This window comes from Shewanella aegiceratis, assembly GCF_019457495.1.
Lineage (GTDB): Bacteria > Pseudomonadota > Gammaproteobacteria > Enterobacterales > Shewanellaceae > Shewanella > Shewanella loihica.
In genome coordinates this window covers 135,844-158,526 of the sequence record NZ_CP080416.1, presented here as the reverse complement: position 1 = coordinate 158,526, position 22,683 = coordinate 135,844, and the positions used below count along the sequence as shown (strand labels likewise).

General features: G+C 52.8%; 17 protein-coding genes, 2 tRNA genes and 3 rRNA genes. 8 read left to right on the top strand and 14 right to left on the bottom strand.

What is annotated here, in order from left to right; genetic code table 11:
• Positions 1-37: 37 nt before the first annotated feature.
• From birA to K0H80_RS00700, 7 genes are all read right to left on the bottom strand, one after another.
• On the bottom strand, positions 38-997 hold the full coding sequence (gene birA, locus K0H80_RS00730) for a bifunctional biotin--[acetyl-CoA-carboxylase] ligase/biotin operon repressor BirA (protein ID WP_220059587.1): 960 nt from the start codon (positions 995-997) through the stop codon (positions 38-40).
• A complete protein-coding gene (gene murB, locus K0H80_RS00725) occupies positions 990-2,030 on the bottom strand; it encodes a UDP-N-acetylmuramate dehydrogenase (protein WP_220072783.1) in 1,041 nt (346 codons plus the stop codon). The genes birA and murB overlap by 8 nt, the downstream gene beginning before the upstream one ends.
• A gap of 840 nt (positions 2,031-2,870) precedes the next feature.
• A 5S ribosomal RNA gene (rrf, locus tag K0H80_RS00720) occupies positions 2,871-2,986 on the bottom strand.
• A 123-nt stretch (positions 2,987-3,109) separates the two neighbouring features.
• A 23S ribosomal RNA gene (locus tag K0H80_RS00715) occupies positions 3,110-6,002 on the bottom strand.
• Positions 6,003-6,247: 245 nt separating this feature from the next.
• Positions 6,248-6,323 (bottom strand) — tRNA-Ala (locus K0H80_RS00710).
• A gap of 114 nt (positions 6,324-6,437) precedes the next feature.
• Positions 6,438-6,514, bottom strand: a tRNA-Ile gene (locus tag K0H80_RS00705).
• 204 nt (positions 6,515-6,718) lie between these two features.
• A 16S ribosomal RNA gene (locus K0H80_RS00700) occupies positions 6,719-8,261 on the bottom strand.
• The 16S, 23S and 5S rRNA genes sit together here with 2 tRNA genes alongside, the layout of an rRNA operon.
• A gap of 630 nt (positions 8,262-8,891) precedes the next feature.
• Here K0H80_RS00700 and K0H80_RS00695 point away from each other — a divergent pair.
• Entirely contained in the window at positions 8,892-9,350 is a 459-nt protein-coding gene (locus tag K0H80_RS00695; RefSeq protein ID WP_220072782.1) for an RNA recognition motif domain-containing protein, read from the top strand.
• Positions 9,351-9,418: 68 nt separating this feature from the next.
• Here K0H80_RS00695 and murI read toward each other — a convergent pair whose 3' ends face one another.
• Positions 9,419-10,219: a glutamate racemase gene (murI, locus tag K0H80_RS00690; protein ID WP_220072781.1), complete on the bottom strand. Its 801-nt coding sequence runs from the start codon at positions 10,217-10,219 to the stop codon at positions 9,419-9,421.
• Positions 10,220-10,428: 209 nt separating this feature from the next.
• Between murI and trmA the strand changes: the two genes are divergently transcribed.
• Positions 10,429-11,526: a tRNA (uridine(54)-C5)-methyltransferase TrmA gene (gene trmA, locus K0H80_RS00685; RefSeq protein ID WP_220072780.1), complete on the top strand. Its 1,098-nt coding sequence runs from the start codon at positions 10,429-10,431 to the stop codon at positions 11,524-11,526.
• Between the two features lie 79 nt (positions 11,527-11,605).
• Here trmA and fabR read toward each other — a convergent pair whose 3' ends face one another.
• The gene (gene fabR, locus K0H80_RS00680) at positions 11,606-12,220 is read right to left on the bottom strand and encodes an HTH-type transcriptional repressor FabR (RefSeq protein ID WP_220073889.1); all 615 of its coding nucleotides are present in this window, start codon (positions 12,218-12,220) and stop codon (positions 11,606-11,608) included.
• Between the two features lie 142 nt (positions 12,221-12,362).
• Here fabR and K0H80_RS00675 point away from each other — a divergent pair, with 142 nt between their 5' ends.
• The 3 genes from K0H80_RS00675 to mnmH all read left to right on the top strand — a co-directional run bounded on the left by K0H80_RS00675 (position 12,363) and on the right by mnmH (position 15,796).
• Positions 12,363-13,469: a fatty acid desaturase gene (locus K0H80_RS00675; protein ID WP_011863945.1), complete on the top strand. Its 1,107-nt coding sequence runs from the start codon at positions 12,363-12,365 to the stop codon at positions 13,467-13,469.
• Positions 13,470-13,634: 165 nt separating this feature from the next.
• Entirely contained in the window at positions 13,635-14,678 is a 1,044-nt protein-coding gene (gene selD, locus K0H80_RS00670; protein ID WP_220072779.1) for a selenide, water dikinase SelD, read from the top strand.
• Positions 14,678-15,796, top strand: a complete 1,119-nt coding sequence (gene mnmH, locus K0H80_RS00665; RefSeq protein ID WP_434086631.1) for a tRNA 2-selenouridine(34) synthase MnmH — start codon at positions 14,678-14,680, stop codon at positions 15,794-15,796. Before selD ends, mnmH begins: the two co-directional genes overlap by 1 nt.
• Positions 15,797-15,854: 58 nt before the next feature.
• Here mnmH and K0H80_RS00660 read toward each other — a convergent pair whose 3' ends face one another.
• The 5 genes from K0H80_RS00660 to nudE all read right to left on the bottom strand — a co-directional run bounded on the left by K0H80_RS00660 (position 15,855) and on the right by nudE (position 20,307).
• Positions 15,855-17,717 carry an MFS transporter gene (locus K0H80_RS00660; protein WP_220072778.1) on the bottom strand — a complete coding sequence of 621 codons (1,863 nt, stop codon included), beginning with the start codon at positions 17,715-17,717 and terminating at the stop codon, positions 15,855-15,857.
• Positions 17,708-18,340 carry a TetR/AcrR family transcriptional regulator gene (locus K0H80_RS00655; RefSeq protein ID WP_220072777.1) on the bottom strand — a complete coding sequence of 211 codons (633 nt, stop codon included), beginning with the start codon at positions 18,338-18,340 and terminating at the stop codon, positions 17,708-17,710. Before K0H80_RS00655 ends, K0H80_RS00660 begins: the two co-directional genes overlap by 10 nt.
• Before the next feature lie 107 nt (positions 18,341-18,447).
• Positions 18,448-18,903, bottom strand: coding sequence for a GNAT family N-acetyltransferase (locus K0H80_RS00650; RefSeq protein ID WP_220072776.1), 456 nt, complete (start codon positions 18,901-18,903; stop codon positions 18,448-18,450).
• Positions 18,896-19,708 (bottom strand): 3'(2'),5'-bisphosphate nucleotidase CysQ, encoded by an 813-nt coding sequence (gene cysQ, locus K0H80_RS00645; protein WP_220072775.1) that lies wholly within the window; start codon positions 19,706-19,708, stop codon positions 18,896-18,898. The genes K0H80_RS00650 and cysQ overlap by 8 nt, the downstream gene beginning before the upstream one ends.
• Positions 19,709-19,761: 53 nt before the next feature.
• On the bottom strand, positions 19,762-20,307 hold the full coding sequence (gene nudE / locus K0H80_RS00640; RefSeq protein WP_011863938.1) for an ADP compounds hydrolase NudE: 546 nt from the start codon (positions 20,305-20,307) through the stop codon (positions 19,762-19,764).
• 97 nt (positions 20,308-20,404) lie between these two features.
• On the opposite strand from nudE, the gene yrfG reads away from it, so the two are divergent.
• The 3 genes from yrfG (at position 20,405) to K0H80_RS00625 (ending at position 22,321) form a co-directional block, all read left to right on the top strand.
• Positions 20,405-21,070 (top strand): GMP/IMP nucleotidase, encoded by a 666-nt coding sequence (gene yrfG / locus K0H80_RS00635; RefSeq protein ID WP_220072774.1) that lies wholly within the window; start codon positions 20,405-20,407, stop codon positions 21,068-21,070.
• 127 nt (positions 21,071-21,197) lie between these two features.
• Entirely contained in the window at positions 21,198-21,815 is a 618-nt protein-coding gene (lexA, locus tag K0H80_RS00630) for a transcriptional repressor LexA (RefSeq protein WP_011863936.1), read from the top strand.
• Positions 21,812-22,321 (top strand): cell division inhibitor SulA, encoded by a 510-nt coding sequence (locus tag K0H80_RS00625; protein WP_144202452.1) that lies wholly within the window; start codon positions 21,812-21,814, stop codon positions 22,319-22,321. The genes lexA and K0H80_RS00625 overlap by 4 nt, the downstream gene beginning before the upstream one ends.
• Positions 22,322-22,683: the final 362 nt, after the last annotated feature.

The following is a 22,683-nucleotide window of genomic DNA, read 5'->3' as shown; positions in this document are numbered from 1 at the left end:
TAGATAGATAAACGGCCATCAAAAGATGGCCGTTTTGTTATGCAGGACGCATGGAGATCTCACCGCCGACGAAGGCCTTAGTGCCCTCCTCCGTCTTAAGCAATATTGCCCCCTGCTCGTCGATACCGCAGCAGATCCCCTCGACGCTATTCTCGCCCATCAACAGCTTGATAGGCTCACCGTCGAACAGATCGGCCTCGCGCCATCTTGACTGGAATGCCTTGAGACCTTGACGCTGAAACAGCTCAAGATCTGTCACCAACTGCTGCTGCAGCGCTATCATCAGCTCCGTTTTGTCCGGTAACTGCGCCAACTCTGACAGATCGCTCCAGGGCTGATCTATCTTATCCGCCTGCGCCGGCGACATAGAAAGATTAATACCGATACCTATCACCAGATCACAGACACTGTCTGCCTGACCACTCATCTCGATCAGTATCCCCGCAAGCTTCTTATGGTTGAGGTAGATGTCGTTCGGCCACTTAACCCCTATGCCATCGACCCCCAATGAACGAAGCACTGTTACCAAAGAGCAGCCAACCACCAGGCTAAGCCCCATCGCCTGGGCCATCCCCTGAGAAAACTGCCAATAGAAGGAGGTATAGAGGTGGCAGCCATAGGGAGATACCCATTGACGCCCGCGACGTCCACGCCCGGCAGACTGATACTCGGCCACACAGATATCGCCACTGCTGAGATCCTTCACATGCTCGAGTAGGAATCCGTTGGTGCTGTTGATCTCATTAAAATAGAAGCAGCGATTCTTGATAGCGGCCTTAAGCTTTGCCTCATCGATAAGCGAGATAGGTGTGGCTAGCTTATAGCCCTTACCTTTAACGCTATAGATGTCGACGCCAAACTCTTCTAAGTTGGCTACCTGCTTGCTGACTGCCGCCCGAGAAATACCGAGCTCACTGGCCAGCGCCTCGCCCGACACAAACTGTCCTTGACTCAACAAACGAATAATATCCCGGCGACGGGCCCACTGATCATGCATCTGCTAATTCCTTCTGTCCGGTTGCGCCTATGATCCTAGGTTCGACCTCTAACCTTACGCCAAATTGTTCGAATATCCTATCTATCACCAACTTCGCCAAGTCACATACATCCTGACCCCTACAGCCCCCTCTGTTGACAATGACTAAGGCCTGTTTAAGATGAACCGATGCATTGCCGACGGACTGCCCCTTGAGCCCTGCCTTGTCGATCAACCAGCCAGCAGCCAACTTAACCTGTGAATCCGAGAGCGCATAACCGACTATGTCGGCATATTGCTGCTTAAGCGCGTCGAATGTTTGCTGGCTCACCACAGGGTTTTTAAAGAAACTGCCGACATTACCTAATACGGCAGGATCGGGCAGTTTGGCCATGCGTGTCTCGCAGATGCAGTCGAACACCTCTCTTGGCGTCACCCCTTGGCTACGCTCACTCAATGCCTGCAATGGGCCATAGCTCAGATTAGGTTGCCATACCTTGGGTAGCACAAAGCCCACCCGCAAGATCACGGCGCTATGCTTTAAGGCATTCTTAAAAATGGACTCTCGGTAGGCAAACTCGCATTCAGCGCCTTTTAGCCGCTTTATTTCACCGCTAGCGAGGTCGAGATACTCGACCCAATTGCAGAACTGCGCCAGCTCTGCGCCATAGGCACCAATATTCTGAATGGGCGCGGCGCCAACAGAACCTGGTATCAACGCGAGGTTCTCGAGTCCTGGCATCTCATTATCGAGACAGAACTCGATCAGATCATGCCACACCTCGCCGGCCTCGACACTGAGGTAATAGCATTGGTCATCCTGACTCACCTCTATGCCCTTGGTCTCCACTAATACGGCTGTCCCTTGGAAGGTCTCGGTGAGCACAATATTACTACCGCCACCTATCAGCAATAGCGGCTCCTGCTGCCTAAAGGCCTGCAAACAGACGGCAATAAGCTCAGCCTCCTGCCTTGCCCTAACCAATCGAAAGCAGTCAGCCTTAAGGCCCAGGGTATTAAATTGCGTTAAAGAGTCAGTGTTCTTGGAGTCCATAGAGGAAGCGTGATTTATGTCTGTCAGCCAAAAAAGCCATTGTAACGTATCTAACCCCGGCAACCTAAATCCCAACAAAGATTAATCTTGATGGAGCTCATGATTCACTTATGAATAGACACTGAAAATAGGAAGGATCGTACCGGTCGGCAATCGACACCTGTAAAAGGGTACCCATACAGTTGCTAACAGAGCTGCGAAGAGTATCGACCTACTTAAAGCATTTTCTTCGCGCTCGTTGATAGATGTTCAATCTCACATGGGGGCGTAAGACATACGATTAGAACTGAACACAGGGAATAAACATTCCAGTTACTTTGTCAAAAGCAAAAGAACGGTAGCAGCAGAAAATGACCTACTCGGTTCGCACAGCGAACACATGGGGGTGAAAGTGAGACGCTTTAAATACGCAGTATTTAGCCTCACTTGAACGCGGAGAAGCTATGCTTCGTAGCCGGAGACCCCGCTTAGCGGTAGAGCGATATCGGAAGTAGGCATTCATGCCTACATAAGTGAATAAGCCACCTGACTTTAATTGAGGTGGTTTCGAGAAGGTACCCGATAATTTCATAAACCCCAAACGCAAAAAAGCCACCTTATTCAGGTGGCTTCTGCACTTAATTAGGCGCCTGTCATGGCCAGCTTCGAGCAGAGCTCTCCGCGTTCAGCCCTTGCATCAAACTTTGTTTGATAAACGCAAGAGCTTCACCCTACTTCACATGGAAATGTACCTCACTGTGTTCGGCTCTTTATATTTCCCATGTTCGAGTAGACATTTCAAAGGCTGTTAAACGAAAAAATCCCCAACACTAGGTGCTGGGGATTTCTCGTTTATTAGGCGCCTGGAAATGACCTACTCTCACATGGGGAGACCCCACACTACCATCGGCGCGATTGCGTTTCACTTCTGAGTTCGGGATGGGATCAGGTGGGACCACAATGCTATGGTTTCCAGACAAAATTGGAAATTCGGAAAGCTGTACTCTTATCTAAGAGTCAATCTGAGTTCGCACTTCAATCAAGTACTTTTGTATTCTTTTGATTACGTAAAACCATCTTACGAAACCCTTTTGGGTTGTATGGTTAAGCCTCACGAGTCATTAGTACAGGTTAGCTCAACGCCTCACAACGCTTACACACCCTGCCTATCAACGTCCTAGTCTCGGACGGCTCTTTAGAGACCTTAAAGGTCTAGGGATGACTCATCTTAGGGCTCGCTTCCCGCTTAGATGCTTTCAGCGGTTATCGATTCCGAACGTAGCTACCGGGCAATGCCATTGGCATGACAACCCGAACACCAGCGGTTCGTCCACTCCGGTCCTCTCGTACTAGGAGCAGCTCCCTTCAATCATCCAACGCCCACGGCAGATAGGGACCGAACTGTCTCACGACGTTCTGAACCCAGCTCGCGTACCACTTTAAATGGCGAACAGCCATACCCTTGGGACCGACTTCAGCCCCAGGATGTGATGAGCCGACATCGAGGTGCCAAACACCGCCGTCGATATGAACTCTTGGGCGGTATCAGCCTGTTATCCCCGGAGTACCTTTTATCCGTTGAGCGATGGCCCTTCCATTCAGAACCACCGGATCACTATGACCTGCTTTCGCACCTGCTCGACGTGTATGTCTCGCAGTTAAGCTGGCTTATGCCATTGCACTAACCGTACGATGTCCGACCGTACTTAGCCAACCTTCGTGCTCCTCCGTTACTCTTTGGGAGGAGACCGCCCCAGTCAAACTACCCACCAGGCACTGTCCTCAACCCCGATTCAGGGGCCAGAGTTAGAACATCAACACTACAAGGGTGGTATTTCAAGGATGACTCCACGAGAACTGGCGTTCCCGCTTCAAAGTCTCCCACCTATCCTACACATGTAGGGTCAATGTTCAGTGCCAAGCTATAGTAAAGGTTCACGGGGTCTTTCCGTCTAGCCGCGGGTATACGGCATCTTCACCGCAATTTCAACTTCACTGAGTCTCGGCTGGAGACAGCGTGGCCATCATTACGCCATTCGTGCAGGTCGGAACTTACCCGACAAGGAATTTCGCTACCTTAGGACCGTTATAGTTACGGCCGCCGTTTACCGGGGCTTCGATCATGAGCTTCTCCGAAGATAACCCAATCAATTAACCTTCCGGCACCGGGCAGGCGTCACACCGTATACGTCATCTTGCGATTTTGCACAGTGCTGTGTTTTTGATAAACAGTTGCAGCCACCTGGTATCTGCGACTCCCGTCAGCTTAGAGAGCAAGTCTCATCACCAACAGGAGCGTACCTTCTCCCGAAGTTACGGTACCATTTTGCCTAGTTCCTTCAGCCGAGTTCTCTCAAGCGCCTTGGTATTCTCTACCCGACCACCTGTGTCGGTTTGGGGTACGATTCCTGCTAACCTGAAGCTTAGAAGATTTTCCTGGAAGCATGGCATCAACTACTTCATCACCGTAGTGACTCGTCATCAACTCTCAGTATTAGGTACCCGGATTTGCCTAAGTACCCTACCTACAGCCTTAAACGCGGACAACCAACGCCGCGCTAGCCTAGCCTTCTCCGTCTCTCCATCGCAGTTAGCAGAAGTACGGGAATATTAACCCGTTTCCCATCGACTACGCCTTTCGGCCTCGCCTTAGGGGTCGACTCACCCTGCCCCGATTAACGTTGGACAGGAACCCTTGGTCTTTCGGCGAGGAGGTTTTTCACCCCCTTTATCGTTACTCATGTCAGCATTCGCACTTCTGATACCTCCAGCGTGGGTTACCCCTTCACCTTCAACGGCTTACAGAACGCTCCTCTACCGCACCAGCGCAAGCGCTAGTACCCATAGCTTCGGTGTATTGCTTAGCCCCGTTATATCTTCCGCGCAGGCCGACTCGACTAGTGAGCTATTACGCTTTCTTTAAATGATGGCTGCTTCTAAGCCAACATCCTAGCTGTCTAAGCCTTCCCACATCGTTTCCCACTTAGCAATAACTTTGGGACCTTAGCTGATGGTCTGGGTTGTTTCCCTTTTCACGACGGACGTTAGCACCCGCCGTGTGTCTCCCGAGTAGTACTCATTGGTATTCGGAGTTTGCAAAGGGTTGGTAAGTCGGGATGACCCCCTAGCCTTAACAGTGCTCTACCCCCAATGGTATTCGCTCGAGGCGCTACCTAAATAGCTTTCGAGGAGAACCAGATATCTCCCGGTTTGATTGGCCTTTCACCCCCAGCCACAAGTCATCACCGCATTTTTCAACATACGTGTGTTCGGTCCTCCAGTTGATGTTACTCAACCTTCAACCTGCCCATGGCTAGATCACCGGGTTTCGGGTCTACACCTTGCAACTAAACGCGCAGTTAACACTCGGTTTCCCTACGGCTCCGCTATTCGCTTAACCTCGCTACAAAATGTAAGTCGCTGACCCATTATACAAAAGGTACGCAGTCACGGTCTCAAGAACCGCTCCCACTGCTTGTACGTATACGGTTTCAGGTTCTATTTCACTCCCCTCACAGGGGTTCTTTTCGCCTTTCCCTCACGGTACTGGTTCACTATCGGTCAGTCAGGAGTATTTAGCCTTGGAGGATGGTCCCCCCATATTCGAACAAGATATCACGTGTCCCGTCCTACTCGTTTTCACCTAAAGTTAGTTTTCATGTACGGGGCTATCACCCTGTATCGCTGTGCTTTCCAACACATTCCACTAACACCCTCTAGGCTTAAGGGCTAATCCCCGTTCGCTCGCCGCTACTAGGGGAATCTCGGTTGATTTCTTTTCCTAAGGGTACTTAGATGTTTCAGTTCCCCTCGTTCGCCTCACTAAGCTATGTATTCACTTAGTGATGACACCTTATGGTGCCGGGTTTCCCCATTCGGACATCGTTAGCTCAAATGCTTGTTACTAGCTCGCCAACGCTTTTCGCAAGTTACTACGTCCTTCATCGCCTCTGACTGCCAAGGCATCCACCGTATACGCTTAGTCACTTAACCATACAACCCAAATGAGTTTCATCTGAGTCGCATCGCAACTAACGGTTTCTACTTTCGCCAAAAGAATACTCAAGTCACTTGATTAAAGTGTGTTTTGAGAACTCAATTATTTTTCGCAATAACCTTTCGGTTATTACTATCAGCTTTCCAAATTTTTAAAGAGCGGGCTTAAAAAAGCCAAAGATAAATTCTGCATTTATCTTTGGCATCTCTAACCATAACTGCATGCTCTCTTTAAGAGCAAATGGTGGAGCTATGCGGGATCGAACCGCAGACCTCCTGCGTGCAAGGCAGGCGCTCTCCCAGCTGAGCTATAGCCCCATTACATGCAGCGAACAAAGTATACCATTGCCAATTCGAGTTGAAACAAGGCATGTATTGAGGACGTTTAGCCTGCTAAACGACAAAATACATAACGCAGCATCAACGAAGAATTGGTGGGTCAGAGTGGACTTGAACCACCGACCTCACCCTTATCAGGGGTGCGCTCTAACCAGCTGAGCTACAGACCCATTTATACTTGTTTCTTTGCTCCATCGCGTTGTTGTTTTTCATTACTCACTCAGTCATGTAGTTATCTACATTCCTTCGTTAGCAATTCAAACGCCTAGCGCTGAAACAAATTAACAGCGTCTAAATAGACGTGTATATCTTTGCTCTATCTTCTATCAAGTAATCTGTGTGAACACTCAACAAATATCAGTCAATCGTATAGGTAAGGAGGTGATCCAGCCCCAGGTTCCCCTAGGGCTACCTTGTTACGACTTCACCCCAGTCATGAACCACACCGTGGTAAACGCCCTCCCGAAGGTTAAGCTATCTACTTCTGGTGCAGCCCACTCCCATGGTGTGACGGGCGGTGTGTACAAGGCCCGGGAACGTATTCACCGTGGCATTCTGATCCACGATTACTAGCGATTCCGACTTCATGGAGTCGAGTTGCAGACTCCAATCCGGACTACGACCGGCTTTGTGAGATTAGCTCCACCTCGCGGCTTCGCAACCCTCTGTACCGACCATTGTAGCACGTGTGTAGCCCTACTCGTAAGGGCCATGATGACTTGACGTCGTCCCCACCTTCCTCCGGTTTATCACCGGCAGTCTCCCTAAAGTTCCCGGCATTACCCGCTGGCAAGTAAGGATAAGGGTTGCGCTCGTTGCGGGACTTAACCCAACATTTCACAACACGAGCTGACGACAGCCATGCAGCACCTGTCTCAGAGTTCCCGAAGGCACCAATCCATCTCTGGAAAGTTCTCTGGATGTCAAGAGTAGGTAAGGTTCTTCGCGTTGCATCGAATTAAACCACATGCTCCACCGCTTGTGCGGGCCCCCGTCAATTCATTTGAGTTTTAACCTTGCGGCCGTACTCCCCAGGCGGTCTACTTAATGCGTTAGCTTGAGAACCCAGTGTTCAAGACACCAAATTCCGAGTAGACATCGTTTACGGCGTGGACTACCAGGGTATCTAATCCTGTTTGCTCCCCACGCTTTCGTACCTGAGCGTCAGTCTTTGTCCAGGGGGCCGCCTTCGCCACCGGTATTCCTTCAGATCTCTACGCATTTCACCGCTACACCTGAAATTCTACCCCCCTCTACAAGACTCTAGTTGACCAGTTCGAAATGCAGTTCCCAGGTTAAGCCCGGGGCTTTCACATCTCGCTTAATCAACCGCCTGCGTACGCTTTACGCCCAGTAATTCCGATTAACGCTTGCACCCCTCGTATTACCGCGGCTGCTGGCACGAAGTTAGCCGGTGCTTCTTCTGCGAGTAACGTCACAGCTAACGGGTATTAACCGTTAACCTTTCCTCCTCGCTGAAAGTGCTTTACAACCCGAAGGCCTTCTTCACACACGCGGCATGGCTGCATCAGGCTTGCGCCCATTGTGCAATATTCCCCACTGCTGCCTCCCGTAGGAGTCTGGGCCGTGTCTCAGTCCCAGTGTGGCTGATCATCCTCTCAGAACAGCTAGGGATCGTCGCCTAGGTGAGCCATTACCTCACCTACTAGCTAATCCCACCTAGGTACATCCAATCGCAGAAGGTCCGAAGATCCCCTCTTTTCCCCCGTAGGGCGTATGCGGTATTAGCAGTCGTTTCCAACTGTTATCCCCCTCGACTGGGCAGTTCCCTAGGCATTACTCACCCGTCCGCCGCTCGTCAGCAAAGTAGCAAGCTACTTTCTGTTACCGCTCGACTTGCATGTGTTAGGCCTGCCGCCAGCGTTCAATCTGAGCCATGATCAAACTCTTCAATTAAAAGTTTTTGTGCTTCACTCTTATTCAAAAGGAAGCGACTCAATGAATTCTGATTCATATAAATGACTCGGAAGAATCATCTATATGTTTGTACATATTGCTATGGACTCTCATCGTTGCATTGAGATTTAAATCGTTTTCGATTAACTCAATACCTGTGAGTGTCCACACAGATTACTTGATAAATTGTTAAAGAGCGTTAGCACATCCCGGTGATTCCCGAGTGGCTAGGGCTGCGTATTCTACGCAATCCCTTGTTCGCGTCAAGCAGTTTTTGCAAACTTTTTGAGGCTTCACTTTTCAGTGTCTGACCACCTTATCGCCATAGCTACCAAGTGTTTCGACGCTGCGTTGTCTGCTTTGCCGTGTCAGTGGATGCGCATTATAGGCAGTTCTGATTTGGGCGCAAGGGCTTTTTCAAGGATCGGCGATCGCAAGTCGATCTTTTAATCGCTTCGTTGAATTAAGAAACAAAATGAGGGGAAATCACACAGAATGGATCGAGATCTCGCAATATCAAAGGCCGCTAAAGTTCGTTTTTTCATCAATATGCTAGTGTAATTGCTAATAATTCATTACCATATACGAGCTGTTAACAGTTAATTATCAATTCCTCAGAGAACCTATTATATGCAAAAGCCATTTCTTATTGTTTTGATTGTCGCCATCCTGGGCGCATTGGCAATATCTCAGTTCACACCAGAGCTTTATTCAGCGGTCGCATTTTTTACTGGTGCTATTATTGCGAGTGTTATTTTTACACTTCAACCCTCTCCCGCTAACGCTACCGGAGGCGACACTTACACAGGACCCACAATGACACTCTATGTAGGCAACCTGCCTTACCGTGTGCATGAAGGTGAAGTGAAAGAGTTATTTGGCAAGTATGGTCCTGTTAGCTCGGTCAGATTGGTTCGCGATCGCAAGACAGGACGTCGTAAGGGTTTCGGCTTTATCGAGATGTCAGAGGCGGGCGCCAAGAAGGCGATGACCAAACTAAACGAATTCGAGTTCCAGGAACGCACCCTCAAAGTTCGTGAAGCTAAGTCGCAAGACGCAGAGAAAAACGAAGCAGCACAGGCCAGCTAAATTTAACCCGGCTTACTTTGATATTAATTGATATTAGAAAGTCAGCTTATATTTAGCAGCGTCATAACCTAGCTGCCTGTTGGCATCAGGCTATCGCGAAAGGCGGTAGCCGATCTGAATCCCCAGGCAGCTAAGGTCTTCCTTAATCCCTCGGAAATACTATCTGTCGTGTAGAGCGCCTGACTCTTACCTATCTCTCCACTCATGCTCGGCTCGAGCAGGCTCACCACCCTGGCCGCAATCGCATTGGATGAATCTAATAGATGCACGCCCTCACCCAAGTAGCTTTGCAGCTCCTCTCTTAGAATCGGAAAGTGAGTACAGCCAAGGATCAGGGTGTCTAACCCGGATGCTTTGATTGGTGCGAGGATATGATGCAGAGCCTCGCTATCCACAGGCCGCTGCGCCATCTTATCCTCGGCCAGATAGACCAGCTCGGAGGAGCCAAATCTGTCCACGCGACAATCGCTGGCAAACTGATCGATAAGATCTTGGGTGTATTGGCGATTGACAGTACCGGGCGTTGCCAATAGCCCAAGGTGTTTCTTCTTTGATAACACCGCCGCGGGCTTAATAGCCGGAACGACGCCCACCACGGGAATCGTCAGGCAGGCTCTTAACGCTGGCAATATAAGTGTGCTGGCACTGTTACAGGCCACGACCACGATATCTGCCTGGCACTGAATAACCGCCTGACTAATTAAGCTCACGCAACCTTGGATCAGCTCCTGCTCGTCGAGTTCGCCATAGGGTAGCCTGGCATTGTCAAACAGATAACAGTAGTTCGCACTGGGAAGCTGCTCTCGCACCGCCGCCAATATCGACAGGCCGCCTACCCCAGAATCGAACACGAGTATATTTGCTGACAAATTAGCTCTCCCATCATAGAAACGCAGACACACTAAAGGGGCGATTTTTTCACATTCGCGATAAAAGCTAAAGCCATAGGCCTCACAATTGGCTTTTATGGCAGCTTAATCCGCCGGGAAAGTCCGCTACAATGTTAGCCCCCCCCCCTAGACATCAACGACAAGTAGTATACTATTTGCGCCCCCAGAGACAGTAACGGTGTTAAGAAATGAATGTAGACGCAATGGATCCCCAGCAATATGACGCACAACTCGATGTGAAACGTCAGAAACTAGCCCAGCTATTTGTCGACTTCGAGACACCCGAACTGGAAGTGTTTGCCTCACAGAAGGCCCACTACCGCATGCGCGCCGAGTTCCGCGTCTGGCATGAGGGTGAGGATCTCTACTATTACATGTTCGATAAGGCGCAGAACCAGAAGATACGCTGCGAGCAGTTCTTACCGGCAAGTCAGTTGATCAACGACATGATGCCAGAGCTGATGGCGGCGCTGCGTCCTAACCCGGTCCTGAGACACAAGCTGTTCCAGGTTGATTTTCTCTCTACTCTCAGCGGAGAGATCTTAGTGTCACTCCTGTACCACAAGCAGCTCGATGCTCAGTGGCAAGAGGAGGCTCAGGCGCTGAAACAGGCACTGTCGAGCAAATTTAAGGTGGACATCATAGGCCGCGCTCGTAAGCAGAAGCTGGTGATGGATCGCGACTTCGTTATCGAATCCCTACCCGTCAACGGCAAGCAGCTTACTTATAAGCAGGTCGAAAACAGCTTTACCCAGCCAAACGGCGAGGTAGCGATCAAAATGCTCGAGTGGGCCATCGACATCACCCGCAATAGCAGTGGTGACCTGTTGGAGCTCTACTGCGGTAACGGTAATTTCTCTATCGCCCTGGCACAGAACTTCAACCGCGTGCTCGCTACCGAACTGGCCAAGCCATCTGTGGACTCGGCCCAGTACAACATAGAGGCCAACCAGATAGACAATCTGCAGATCATCCGTATGTCGGCGGAAGACTTTACCGATGCCCTGGCCAAGAAGCGCAGCTTCAGACGCTTAGAAGGTGTGGATCTGGACAGCTATGACTGCAACACCATCTTCGTCGACCCGCCAAGAGCAGGCTTAGATGACAACACACTATCTATGGTGCAGGGCTACGAGCGTATCCTCTATATCTCTTGTAATCCCAATACCCTGCTGGACAACCTCAAGGTGTTGGACAAGACCCATAAGATCACCCGCTTCGCGCTCTTCGACCAGTTCCCCTATACAGATCATATGGAATCTGGCGTCCTGCTGGAACGTCGTTAATCGGCTAGCTATAAGTCAAACAGTAAAAAAGGGCCCGATGGCCCTTTTTTTGTTGCTCGCTTGTCCGATTTATTACCGGCTAGCGGAGTTCCATCTTCTGCTGCAGGGACTCGGCGCCCTTAGCCACCATGCGCAGCTGGATCACCAGGCGATCCGCCAATATCTTGCGATCGACCCGCTTCATATCCAGCGCCGCGGCGCCGGCATTGAAGACTAAGGTCACTAGGGCCTCCGCCTGGGCTCTTGCCAGTTCGGGGGTGCGCTTGGTGGTCGCCTCGGTGTAGTGCGCTAACTCAGAGATGAAGTGTTCTATCTCTCTCGCCACCGCCGCACGAAACGGCGCCGAGGTGCCCGAACGCTCATGCAGCAATATGCGAAAGACGTTGGGGTTAGACTCCAAGACTTCCATAAAGGTATCGACTGAGATGCGAATCACGCTGCCGCCGGCCTCGGCGCGTTGACGTCCCTTGCGCATCATCTGCCTCAGGGTCAGGCCGCCTTCATCCACCATGGTGAGCCCCAGCTCGTTCATATCCTTAAAGTGACGATAGAAGGAGGTTGGCGCTATGTTGGCCTCACGAGCCACTTCCCGCAGACTCAGGCTAGAAAAACTGCGTTCGGCACTTAATTGATTAAATGCCGCATCGACCAAGGCGCGACGCGTTTTTTCTTTTTGCTGTGCTCTGATACCCATCATGATGAATCCACTAGATAAAACTCAATCTGGCCATCATACCTTCTTTGAGGCAAAAACGCAGCCCGCCTTGACCTGCTCCATTAAGTCAGTAGAATTGGCTTACAGCTGTACGCTCAACGAAGAGAACCTGGACATTATAATGAAAAAGCCTCCCCTCATCTGGACCAACATTTTACTCTTTGCCATCACCTTCTTAGGTGCTGTCATCCTGGTGCCTTGGTATGGCATCACCTATGGCTATGGCATGGCAGAGTGGGTTGCCTTTGTCGGGCTCGCCTTCGCCAGCGGCCTGTCGATAACTGCCGGATACCATAGGCTCTGGTCACATCGCACCTACAAGGCACACTGGTCGGTACGTTTTCTGTTTGCCTTGGGCGGCGCCCTGGCACTGCAGAACAGCGCCCTGCACTGGTCGTCGGATCATCGCATCCATCATAAGCATGTGGATGACAACGACAAAGACCCCTATTCGGCTAACATGGGTTTCTGGTACAGCCATATCGGCTGGATGCTGAGGGAGTATCAGGCGCAGCGTTATCACGATTATAAGAACGTCCGTGATCTGCAGAATGAGAAAATTGTGATGTGGCAGCACAAATATTATCTGCCGCTTCTCATCATCATGAACATAGGCCTGCCGGCGCTGCTGGGCTGGCTCAATGGCGATGTCTGGGCCATGTTACTGATGGCAGGTCTGCTGCGTCTGGTGGTCGTACACCACTGCACCTTCTTCATCAACTCGCTGGCCCACATCTGGGGCAGTCAGCCCTACACAGACAAAAACACGGCGCGTGACAACGGCGTGCTGGCACTGTTTACCTATGGCGAGGGCTATCATAACTTTCACCACATCTTCGAGAACGACTATCGCAACGGCATCCTCTGGTGGCACTATGATCCTACCAAATGGCTGATCAATGCTATGGCCTGGACCGGGCTGGCCAACAACCTCAGGGTCACGCCACAGGAGCGGATCGAGAGCGCCAAGTTGCAGATGCAACTGAAGAAGGCGCAGCATAAGGTCACACAGCTGGCCAACCACGAAGAGATCCTCGAGAAGATCCATGCGGAATATGAGCTGCTCAAGACCCATATTGCCGATTACTATCAGGCCCATAAGGAGCTGCTGGAAGCCAAGCGCAAACAACTGACCACACATCAGCTGATGCAGCAGGTGGAGCACCTGAAGCAGGAATTGCTGGCACGCCAGAAGCAGTGGAAGTCCCTCACCACAGGCTTTGCCTAATTCGATCTCGAAAGAGCCACCCCCGGGGTGGCTTTTTTACACCCTAACATAATCGGGAATGATAACGGCCTCCCGCCCTTCATATCTAAGTTAGGCGATTGAAGTGGCGCACCTATGGGTCTATCATGAGCGGCTCTCCACTTCATCCAGAGATAGTTTGCGGTTATGTCAGCAGAAAAGATTAAACTCACCGAATACAGCCATGGCGCTGGCTGTGGTTGCAAGATTTCACCTAAGGTACTGGGCACCATACTCGCCTCTCAGCTACCCAGCTTTGACGACCCCAACATCCTGGTAGGCAATCAGACCCGTGACGATGCCGCCGTTTACCGACTCAACGATGAAACCGGCATCATCAGCACCACTGACTTCTTCATGCCGATCGTGGATGACCCCTTTACCTTCGGGCGTATTGCCGCCACCAATGCCATCAGCGATATCTATGCCATGGGCGGCACCCCTATGATGGCCATCGCCATTTTAGGCTGGCCGGTCAACGTCTTACCTGCCGAGATCGCCCAGCAGGTGGTCGATGGCGGACGCCAGGCCTGTAAGGATGCCGGCATCATGTTGGCAGGCGGCCACAGCATCGATGCGCCCGAGCCTATCTTCGGTCTCGCGGTGACCGGACAGATCCCGTTAAACGAGCTTAAGCAGAACGATACCGCCAAGGCGGGCGACAGGCTGTTCCTGACCAAGCCGCTGGGTATCGGCATTCTGACCACGGCGCAGAAACAGAAGAAGCTGGCGGATGAGGATATCGACATCGCGCCGGGTGCCATGTGCCAGCTCAACAAGATTGGCGCGGCAATCGCCAAGATTTCCGGGGTTACCGCCATGACGGATGTCACCGGCTTTGGCCTCGCCGGCCACCTGATCGAGATGTGCCAGGGCGCCACGCTGGCGGCCAAGATAGACCTGAATGCCCTGCCCATGCTGCCAAAGGCGATGGATTACCTCAGACTCGGTTGTATCCCCGGCGGCACCCATAGAAACTACGACAGCTATGGTGAACATCTGCCAGAGGTGAACGACGAGCAGAAAGCCCTGCTGTGCGACCCACAAACCAGCGGCGGATTACTGATCGCCGTATCTAACAGCCATGAGGCCGAGCTACTGGCTCTGCTGGAAAAAGAGGGACTGCCGACCCAATGCATCGGCCACTTGGCGCCGCAAACCGCGTCGCAGCCACTGGTAGAGCTGATCTAATGGGTAATCATCAATTGGCTAACGTCATTCCAGCAAGCGAATATGGCCGTATCCTGGCCAGCGGCCATCCCATCATGGATGTGCGCGCGCCGATAGAGTTCACCAAAGGCGCCTTTCCAGCCAGCAGCAACCATCCCCTGATGCGCGACGATGAGCGGCAGAAGGTGGGCACCTGCTATAAGGAACATGGCCAGGATGCCGCCATCGCCCTGGGCCACTCACTGGTGTGTGGCGAGATCAAACAGCAGCGCGTAGACGCCTGGCTTGCCTATCTCGACGCCCATCCAGACGCCTACCTCTATTGCTTTCGCGGCGGCCTGCGCTCTCAACTGACCCAGCAATGGCTGGCCGAGGCCGGCAGAGACGTCCCCTATATCCAGGGCGGCTACAAGGCGATGCGCCAGTACCTTATCGACACCATAGACAGGGCGCCAGAGGCGAAACCTATGCTGATCCTCAGCGGCATCACCGGCAGTGGTAAGACAGACTTTCTGCTGCAGCGCCAAGAGGCGGTGGACCTCGAAGGACTGGCCCATCACAGGGGATCCAGCTTCGGCCGCTATCACGAGGGACAGCCGACGCAGATCAACTTCGAAAACAGTCTGGGCGTCGCCCTGCTCAGACACCAACAGAGCGCGGCAAGAATCCTGCTGCTAGAAGATGAGAGCTACCTTATCGGACGCTCGGCGCTGCCCAAGGCCTTCTACATGGGGATGCAAGCCGCCAGCGTGGTCATCCTGGAGGAACCGCTGGAGGCAAGGCTGACACGTCTACTGGACGAGTATGTCCACAAGATGCATCGAGGCTACGTCGAGCGTCTGGGCGAAGAAGCAGGTTTTGAGGCATTTGCCGAGTACCTGGCCAACAGCATCAGTGGCATCAAGAAACGCCTGGGCGGCAAGCAGCACGATGAGCTGCAACAGATGATCACAGACGCATTAGCCGTGCAGACCCAGCGCGGCGATACCCAGGGGCACCTCGAATGGATCGCCCTGCTGCTGAGCAAGTATTACGACCCAATGTATCAGTATCAGATTGGCAAGAAGGCCGACAGGGTGATCTTCCAGGGCGACCATCAGGCCATGCACCAATGGCTGGATGAATACGCCACTCGCTAGCAGACAAAAGCCAGGCATCAGCCTGGCTTTTCACTATTTAATCTCAAGCAGCAACCGACTAGGATGCGGGCAACATGGCCTCGACCCGCTCTCGCAGCAGATGGCGGTTAGCCTCTGTGCCCGACACCACATCATCCAGATCAACCGAGATCTTAGACCAGAAGCGCTTTGGCCTGGTACTCAGAGCATGGCCATCCTTGTGGCTGAAGTAGGAACCCCAGAGGCCGTTGAGGGCCATAGGGATAACAGGTACGGGGTCGCGGGCGAGGATCTTGTCGATACCGGGACGGAACTCACCCAGCTCACCGTTAGGCGTCAGACGCCCCTCGGGGAAGATACACACCAGCTCGCCATCGGCCAGCGCCTGATGGATAGACTCGAACGCCTGGTTATAGGTCGCCTCACTCTGACGCGGCGAACAGATGGGGATCACCCCCGCATGGCGAAACAGATACTTGAGCAGCGGCATCTCGCTGATAGATTTATCCATCACGAAACGGATCGGGCGGGTCGAGGCGCCCATGATGATCAAGGCATCCACGTAGCTCACATGATTGCACACTATGATGCCGGCGCCTTCGCTGGGCAGCTTGTCGCGGCCGGTAACCGTGACGCGATACAGGATATGGCTCAGCAGGTAACTAACAAATCTCTGGGTAAACTCGGGCACTTGGCTATAGACATAGAGGGCGACGACGGCATTGAGCAGCGCCAGCAACAGGAAGAGTTCTGTGATCTGCCAGCCAAACACCTCTAGCAGCAAGATAGACATGACCGCCGAGACCACCATGAACAGGGCATTCATGATATTGTTCGCGGCAATCGCCTGGGCACACTCACCCCGGTCGGCGCGCGACTGAATAAAGGCGTACAGGGGCACGATAAACAGGCCACCGCTCACCCCCACCATAAACAGGGCAAACATAACCCGATAGTGCTGTGACTCGGCGATAAAGCTGCTAAAGCTATAGATGGTCTCGGCTTGTACGGGCAGCTCGGGCAGCGACCACAGCAGATCCACACCAAACAGAGTTAGCCCAGCCACGCCGAAGGGCAAGAGCCCCAGCTCCACATGACCGAAGGAGAAGCGCTCACACAGGAAAGAGCCTGCCGCAATCCCGATAGAGAAGAGCGCCAACAAGAGTGAGACCACGGTGGCATCGGCGTGCAGATGCAACTTGGCAAAGTTGGGGAACTGGGTCAGATAGGTCGCCCCGAGGAACCAGAACCAGCTAATCGCTAAGATGGCCATCCAGATACTCGGCGTCTTCCTCACCTTGGCGATGCTGCGCCAGGTGCCAGACAAAGGCGCGAAACGTATCTTAGTGACATTTCCCTGTGGCGGCATGGCAGGGATCGCGCGGCTGGCCAGATAGCCGGCAACGGCCAGCACAAACACGGTCGCCGCGGTAGCTATAATGCCCTTGTCGCTGGCCACTAGAAGCCCGGCACTGAGTGTGCCTATCAAGATCGACAAGAAGGTGCCCATCTCCACCCAGGCATTGCCCGTCACCAGCTCATCTTCCGCAAGCGCTAGAGGCAACAGCGAGTATTTGACCGGCCCAAAATAAGCAGACTGGCTACCGGTCAAGAAGAGCAGCAACAACATCATCATGTAACTCTGAGTCAAGATCGCCATGGCGGCGCAGGACATGATTACCAGCTCGAGCTGCTTTAAGCGTCTGATCAATTTGGCTTTATCCATGTTATCTGCCACCACACCCGCGTGGGCGGAAAACAGGAAGAAAGGCAGGATAAACACGCCGGCGGCGAGGTTAACAAACAGATTAACGCTGATGGGCAGGCTCTCTATCTGGCTGTAAGTCACCATCAGCAGCAGCACATTCTTGTAGATATTATCGTTGAGCGCGCCCAGACACTGGGTCGCAAAATAGGGGAAAAACCGCTTGGTTAACAACATAACGCCTCCTTGTGATAACCCAATCCTTTAAGTTGTACCGCGAGATGATGACTAATAGCCTGCTCAATACCGATCCCGAGGGCAAAGAGCTTATCGTCCAGCGCCAGACTCACCAGGCCATGGACGCCGCCCCACAGGGCGCGGCTCGCCAGTAATAGTTGCTCAGTTGAAAGCTCGGGCAGCAGACGCGCCAGGCAAGCCTCAATAAGGCCGAACAGCTGCGCGATTAGCTGGGCATGGTGCTCGCTCAGCCCCTGCTCCTCCGTCGCCTTAAGCTCGAAGATCAGCTGAAACGCCCTTGGCTGCGCGAAGGCAAATTGCTGATAGGCCGCGGCCATTGCCTCAAGCTGACTCGACTCAGCCGCTTGGCTTTGAATCGGGTCAGCTTGAGCGCTAGCGGCCAGGCGCCGATACAGCTCGTCCAGAGTCTGCTCGGCAACCGCCAGCAATAAGCCCTGATAGCTACCGAAGAGATTCACCAGGGTGCTGGGCACATAACCTATGGCCGCCGCGACCTTGCGCAGGCTCAGGCTATCGAGCGGCTCGACCTCCAGGTGGCGCAGCACCGCAGTGGTCGCCATCGCCCGGATCTCATCATGAGTATGTTCTTTGCGTCTTGCCATCTCGGCTCCATCCCGCTGTTAATTTGTGCTCAAGTTACCAGCAAGCAAAATAAAAAACAACGTTCATAATAAGATTATTTTTCACCGGGTAGATGAAAATTAGGATTTTATCGCTGGAGTATCATGAGGATCCTATCTTCGCCCGGGCCGAAATAATCGGCCTCCAGCCCCTGCTCGACAAAGCCCAGCTTGGCGTAGAGGTGTCTGGCGGGATTCTCCGGCGCCACCGTGAGTTTCACCTGGGCCACACCATCTGGCAGCGCACTCAGAGACTCGGTGATCAGGCGCCTGCCTATGCCCTGCCCCTGAGCGGCATCATCGACGGCCACAGAGAGGATCCAGGCACAGTCGGCCTGTTCACTCCTAGCCAGCAAGATGTAACCGAGCAGGCGTTCAGCGTTATCGCAGGCGACAAGCAGCCCGCTCGGCCAGCAATCGAAGCTCTGACGAAAGAAAAAATCCGGGTAGGCATGGTCGCCAAAGAGCCCCTGCTCGAGACGATAGATCGCCGACAGCTGAGTCTTACAAGCCGCCTCGACACTGATAAGATTAGGATTATTCACCGGTTAACAACTCATCCCATGGCAGGTGAGTCGAGCCCACGACGATGAAGTTGGGGTTCTCTAGTGATTCGCGCTCGTTGTAGCTCAACGGCTGCAGCTCGAGATCCATCACCTGGCCACCAGCCTCTTCGATGATGATCTGCGCCGCACCTGTGTCCCACTCGCCGGTTGGGCCAATGCGCACATAGCAGTCGGCGCGGCCCTCTGCCACCAGGCAGCTCTTTAGCGCCGCACCGCCAAGCACCACGAGTTCACAGTGCTTAGGATGATTGAAGAGCTTCAACACAGATTGAGGATCCTGACGGCGGCTCACCGCCAGACGCAGGCTGGGCTCATCGTCTTTGGTCAGCTGCTTGCTGGCGATACGCACCTCGCCCTTGCTGCTACGCTTGTAGGCACCCAGGCCTGCCACGGCATAGTAAACTACACCCGTCATGGGCACATAGACGATCCCCATGATGGGACGATTGTGCTCGACCAGGGCGATGATCACCGAGAAGTCGCCGCTACCGGCGATAAACTCACCGGTACCATCTAGAGGGTCTACCAACCAGTAACGCTGCCAATCGGCGCGCTCGGAGAAGGGAATATCGGCATCTTCTTCTGATAGAACTGGGATCTCTGGCGTGAGACTACTAAGCTGGGAAGAGATGATCTTGTGGGCCGCGATATCGGCAGAGGTCACCGGGGTATTGTCGGATTTCACCTCTTTGTCAAAACTGCCCTCGAGGTAGATACCTTTGATGGCCTCACCCGCCTCGATGGCAATCGAAATCGCCTGCTCAACATACTCTTCTGGCTTCATCACAACTCCAACAGCCTACATCTGGCAATGCCTAATATGATAATTCGGATTAACTACTTTAGTTTTAGATGTTTCTGTGCCAAAAACAAGGCGCTAACGCTTCGAGATTCGGAAAAATCATCTTCTAATAACAGCTCAGACCACTGGCTCAATGGCCAGCGCACCACCTCTATGGGTTCGGGCTCATCACCCTGCAATCGACTCTCATACAGATCTTCGGCGACGAAGATCTGCATCTTGCTGGCAAAGTAGCCGGGCGCCAGGCTCAACTCCATCAGATGGGTCAGCTTACGCGCACCAAAACCTATCTCTTCCTGCAGCTCTCGGTTGGCCGCCTCCGCATGGGTCTCCCCGGGATCCACCAGGCCCTTGGGGAAACCCAGCTCATAGCTGTGGGTACCCGCCGCATATTCGCGTCCCAGCAATAGCTCCTCACCATGCACAGGCACCACCATCACGGCGCCACGGGCATTGCCCTTCATGCGCTCATACTGGCGCTCGACCTGGTTCGAAAATTTTAAATGCACCTGCTCTATCTGAAACAGACGGCTCTGGGCAACAACTTCAGCATGTAGGATCTGCGGCTTTTTGTCCGGCATGAAACTTCCTGATAAAAATGGCGTTTGCTTAACCACTCAATCTTACTATGATGGGCCTAATCCACAACTCAAACCAAGGAATTTTTTTACTCGCTTTATGTTTCCCTGGAATAAGATAGATACCGTGCTGCTGGATATGGACGGCACCCTGTTGGATCTGCATTTCGACAACCATTTCTGGCTTAGCCTGGTGCCTCAGGCCTTGTGTGAACAAAGGCAGATCTCAAAGGCCGACGCCCAACAACTGGTGGAGGATGCCTACGCCAAGGTGTTCGGCACCCTGGAGTGGTATTGCCTGGAATATTGGCAACAGGAGCTGGGTTTAGACATCCTGGCTTTGCACCACACTCTGGTGGACAGGATCCAGCTGCGTCAGGACAGCATGCCCTTTCTCACCGCTCTGGCCAGACACAGCAAGCGGCGCATCTTGGTCACCAACGCCCATCCCCACAGCCTGGCGCTGAAACTCGAGCACACAGATCTAGCTAACGGGCTCGACGAGATGCTCTCGAGTCACGCCACCGGCTATCCCAAGGAACACCCACAATTTTGGCGTCACCTGTTTAATGAGTTTTCCCTGGATCCCAGCCGTTGCCTGTTTATCGACGACAGCGAGCCCATACTACAGGCAGCCAAGCAGGCTGGCGTCGGCTACCAGCTGGGGATCAAGAATCCCGATAGCCAGAAGCCTCACAAGCAGTTTGCCGACTTCCCGGCCATCGACGATTACCATCATCTGCTGCTCTCCCTTGAACAGACGTAACTCGGCTAATCAATCACGCTGTAGGCGCTAATCGCTTGATGGGATTGGGAGAAAATCTGGTTAATACTTGCACTGTATAAAATACTGTATATACTGACAGGTACTGTATGGAAAGACAGGATTAATCATGAGACCCTTAACCCCGAGACAAGCCGAGATTTTAGATCTGATAAAACGCAATATTGCCGACACGGGCATGCCGCCTACCCGTGCCGAGATTGCGCGTCGATTAGGCTTTAAGAGCGCCAACGCCGCCGAAGAACACCTCAAGGCCCTGGCAAAGAAAGGCTGCATAGAAATCATGCCCGGCACATCACGTGGCATCAAGCTGACCCAGGAGGAAGAGCCTGAAGATCTCGGCCTGCCCCTCATAGGTCAGGTGGCCGCCGGTGAGCCCATCCTGGCCCAGGAGCATGTGGAACAACACTATCAGGTTGACCCTAGCATGTTCCGCCCCAGCGCCGACTTCCTGCTGCGCGTCAGGGGTGACAGTATGAAAGATATAGGTATTCTCGAGGGCGATCTGCTGGCGGTACATAAGGTCGAACAGGCAAGAAACGGCCAGATAGTCGTGGCGCGCGTGGAAGATGATGTAACGGTTAAACGCTTCGAGAAGCGTGGCAGCACCGTCTATCTGCATGCCGAAAATGAAGAGTATTCCCCTATCGTGGTGGACCTCACCACCCAGAGCCTGAGCATCGAAGGCCTGGCCGTCGGCGTTATTCGAAATGGAGACTGGCAATGAACAACCTAATGGGCATGGCGCCACGCCATCCAGGGCTGTGGGTCGATCTCGACAGCTCACTGAAGCGCGGCGATGGCAACACTATCTCGACTACGGCAAGTTCGACCCAGGGCAAGCAAGAGCTGCAGGCTCTCACTCCAGAGCTAGCCAGACTCAGTCAGCAGGGGCAATGGGTGGTGTTGATCAGCCCACCTAACATAGGCTACAAACAGATGCTGGCCGACGGCGGTGTGCGTATGGATCGCATCCTCTTGGTACACACCAAGGATGAGGTCGAAACCCTGTGGGCGATGGAAAAAGCCCTTACAAGTGGTACATCCAGTGCGGTGATCTGCTGGGCGCAAACCCTGGATGCCCGTGACAGTCGTCGCCTACAGATAGTTGCCAAGAATACTCGCGCCCTGGGGGTGGTGATCGAAGATGCGAACGGTCACTTACCTGCCAACCCTTTTCCCCAAGAGGATCTCGGCGGCCAGACCTTGAGTCTGTTCAGTTCGCTGCACTGATATTCCGCGCTCTACCTTTCCATACAGACGCCCCGCAAGGGGCGTTTTTGTGTCTGTTTTGTCTAGCAAAATAAAATAAAAGTGATCTTGATCAATATTTAAACAGCCATTAAGTTAGTAAGAGATATCAACGATTATTTGTTATATCGCACAATTTGGTTGTCGGCTTGAGCGGCGAAAATGAACCTGTATTACCTCGCCCACGGAAGCTGAAATTGGTCTGATATATTCAGCCGTAAGTGCAAGCGTGGTCACCACCAGCAGAACAAGAGATTCACCACCGACGCACTTTGAAGTCATCGTTGCTTTTTTGGGAACTGAAGAGTTTGCATAGAGCCGAGACATACTGTGTGGCTCTTCTT

Coding starts and splice junctions, on each gene's coding strand:
- birA (WP_220059587.1), bottom strand. CDS start 997: ATGCATGATCAGTGGGCCCGTCGCCGGGATATTATTCGTTTGTTGAGT.
- murB (WP_220072783.1), bottom strand. CDS start 2,030: ATGGACTCCAAGAACACTGACTCTTTAACGCAATTTAATACCCTGGGC.
- K0H80_RS00695 (WP_220072782.1), top strand. CDS start 8,892: ATGCAAAAGCCATTTCTTATTGTTTTGATTGTCGCCATCCTGGGCGCA.
- trmA (WP_220072780.1), top strand. CDS start 10,429: ATGAATGTAGACGCAATGGATCCCCAGCAATATGACGCACAACTCGAT.
- fabR (WP_220073889.1), bottom strand. CDS start 12,220: ATGGGTATCAGAGCACAGCAAAAAGAAAAAACGCGTCGCGCCTTGGTC.
- K0H80_RS00675 (WP_011863945.1), top strand. CDS start 12,363: ATGAAAAAGCCTCCCCTCATCTGGACCAACATTTTACTCTTTGCCATC.
- selD (WP_220072779.1), top strand. CDS start 13,635: ATGTCAGCAGAAAAGATTAAACTCACCGAATACAGCCATGGCGCTGGC.
- mnmH (WP_434086631.1), top strand. CDS start 14,678: ATGGGTAATCATCAATTGGCTAACGTCATTCCAGCAAGCGAATATGGC.
- K0H80_RS00660 (WP_220072778.1), bottom strand. CDS start 17,717: ATGTTGTTAACCAAGCGGTTTTTCCCCTATTTTGCGACCCAGTGTCTG.
- K0H80_RS00655 (WP_220072777.1), bottom strand. CDS start 18,340: ATGGCAAGACGCAAAGAACATACTCATGATGAGATCCGGGCGATGGCG.
- cysQ (WP_220072775.1), bottom strand. CDS start 19,708: ATGAAGCCAGAAGAGTATGTTGAGCAGGCGATTTCGATTGCCATCGAG.
- nudE (WP_011863938.1), bottom strand. CDS start 20,307: ATGCCGGACAAAAAGCCGCAGATCCTACATGCTGAAGTTGTTGCCCAG.
- yrfG (WP_220072774.1), top strand. CDS start 20,405: ATGTTTCCCTGGAATAAGATAGATACCGTGCTGCTGGATATGGACGGC.
- lexA (WP_011863936.1), top strand. CDS start 21,198: ATGAGACCCTTAACCCCGAGACAAGCCGAGATTTTAGATCTGATAAAA.
- K0H80_RS00625 (WP_144202452.1), top strand. CDS start 21,812: ATGAACAACCTAATGGGCATGGCGCCACGCCATCCAGGGCTGTGGGTC.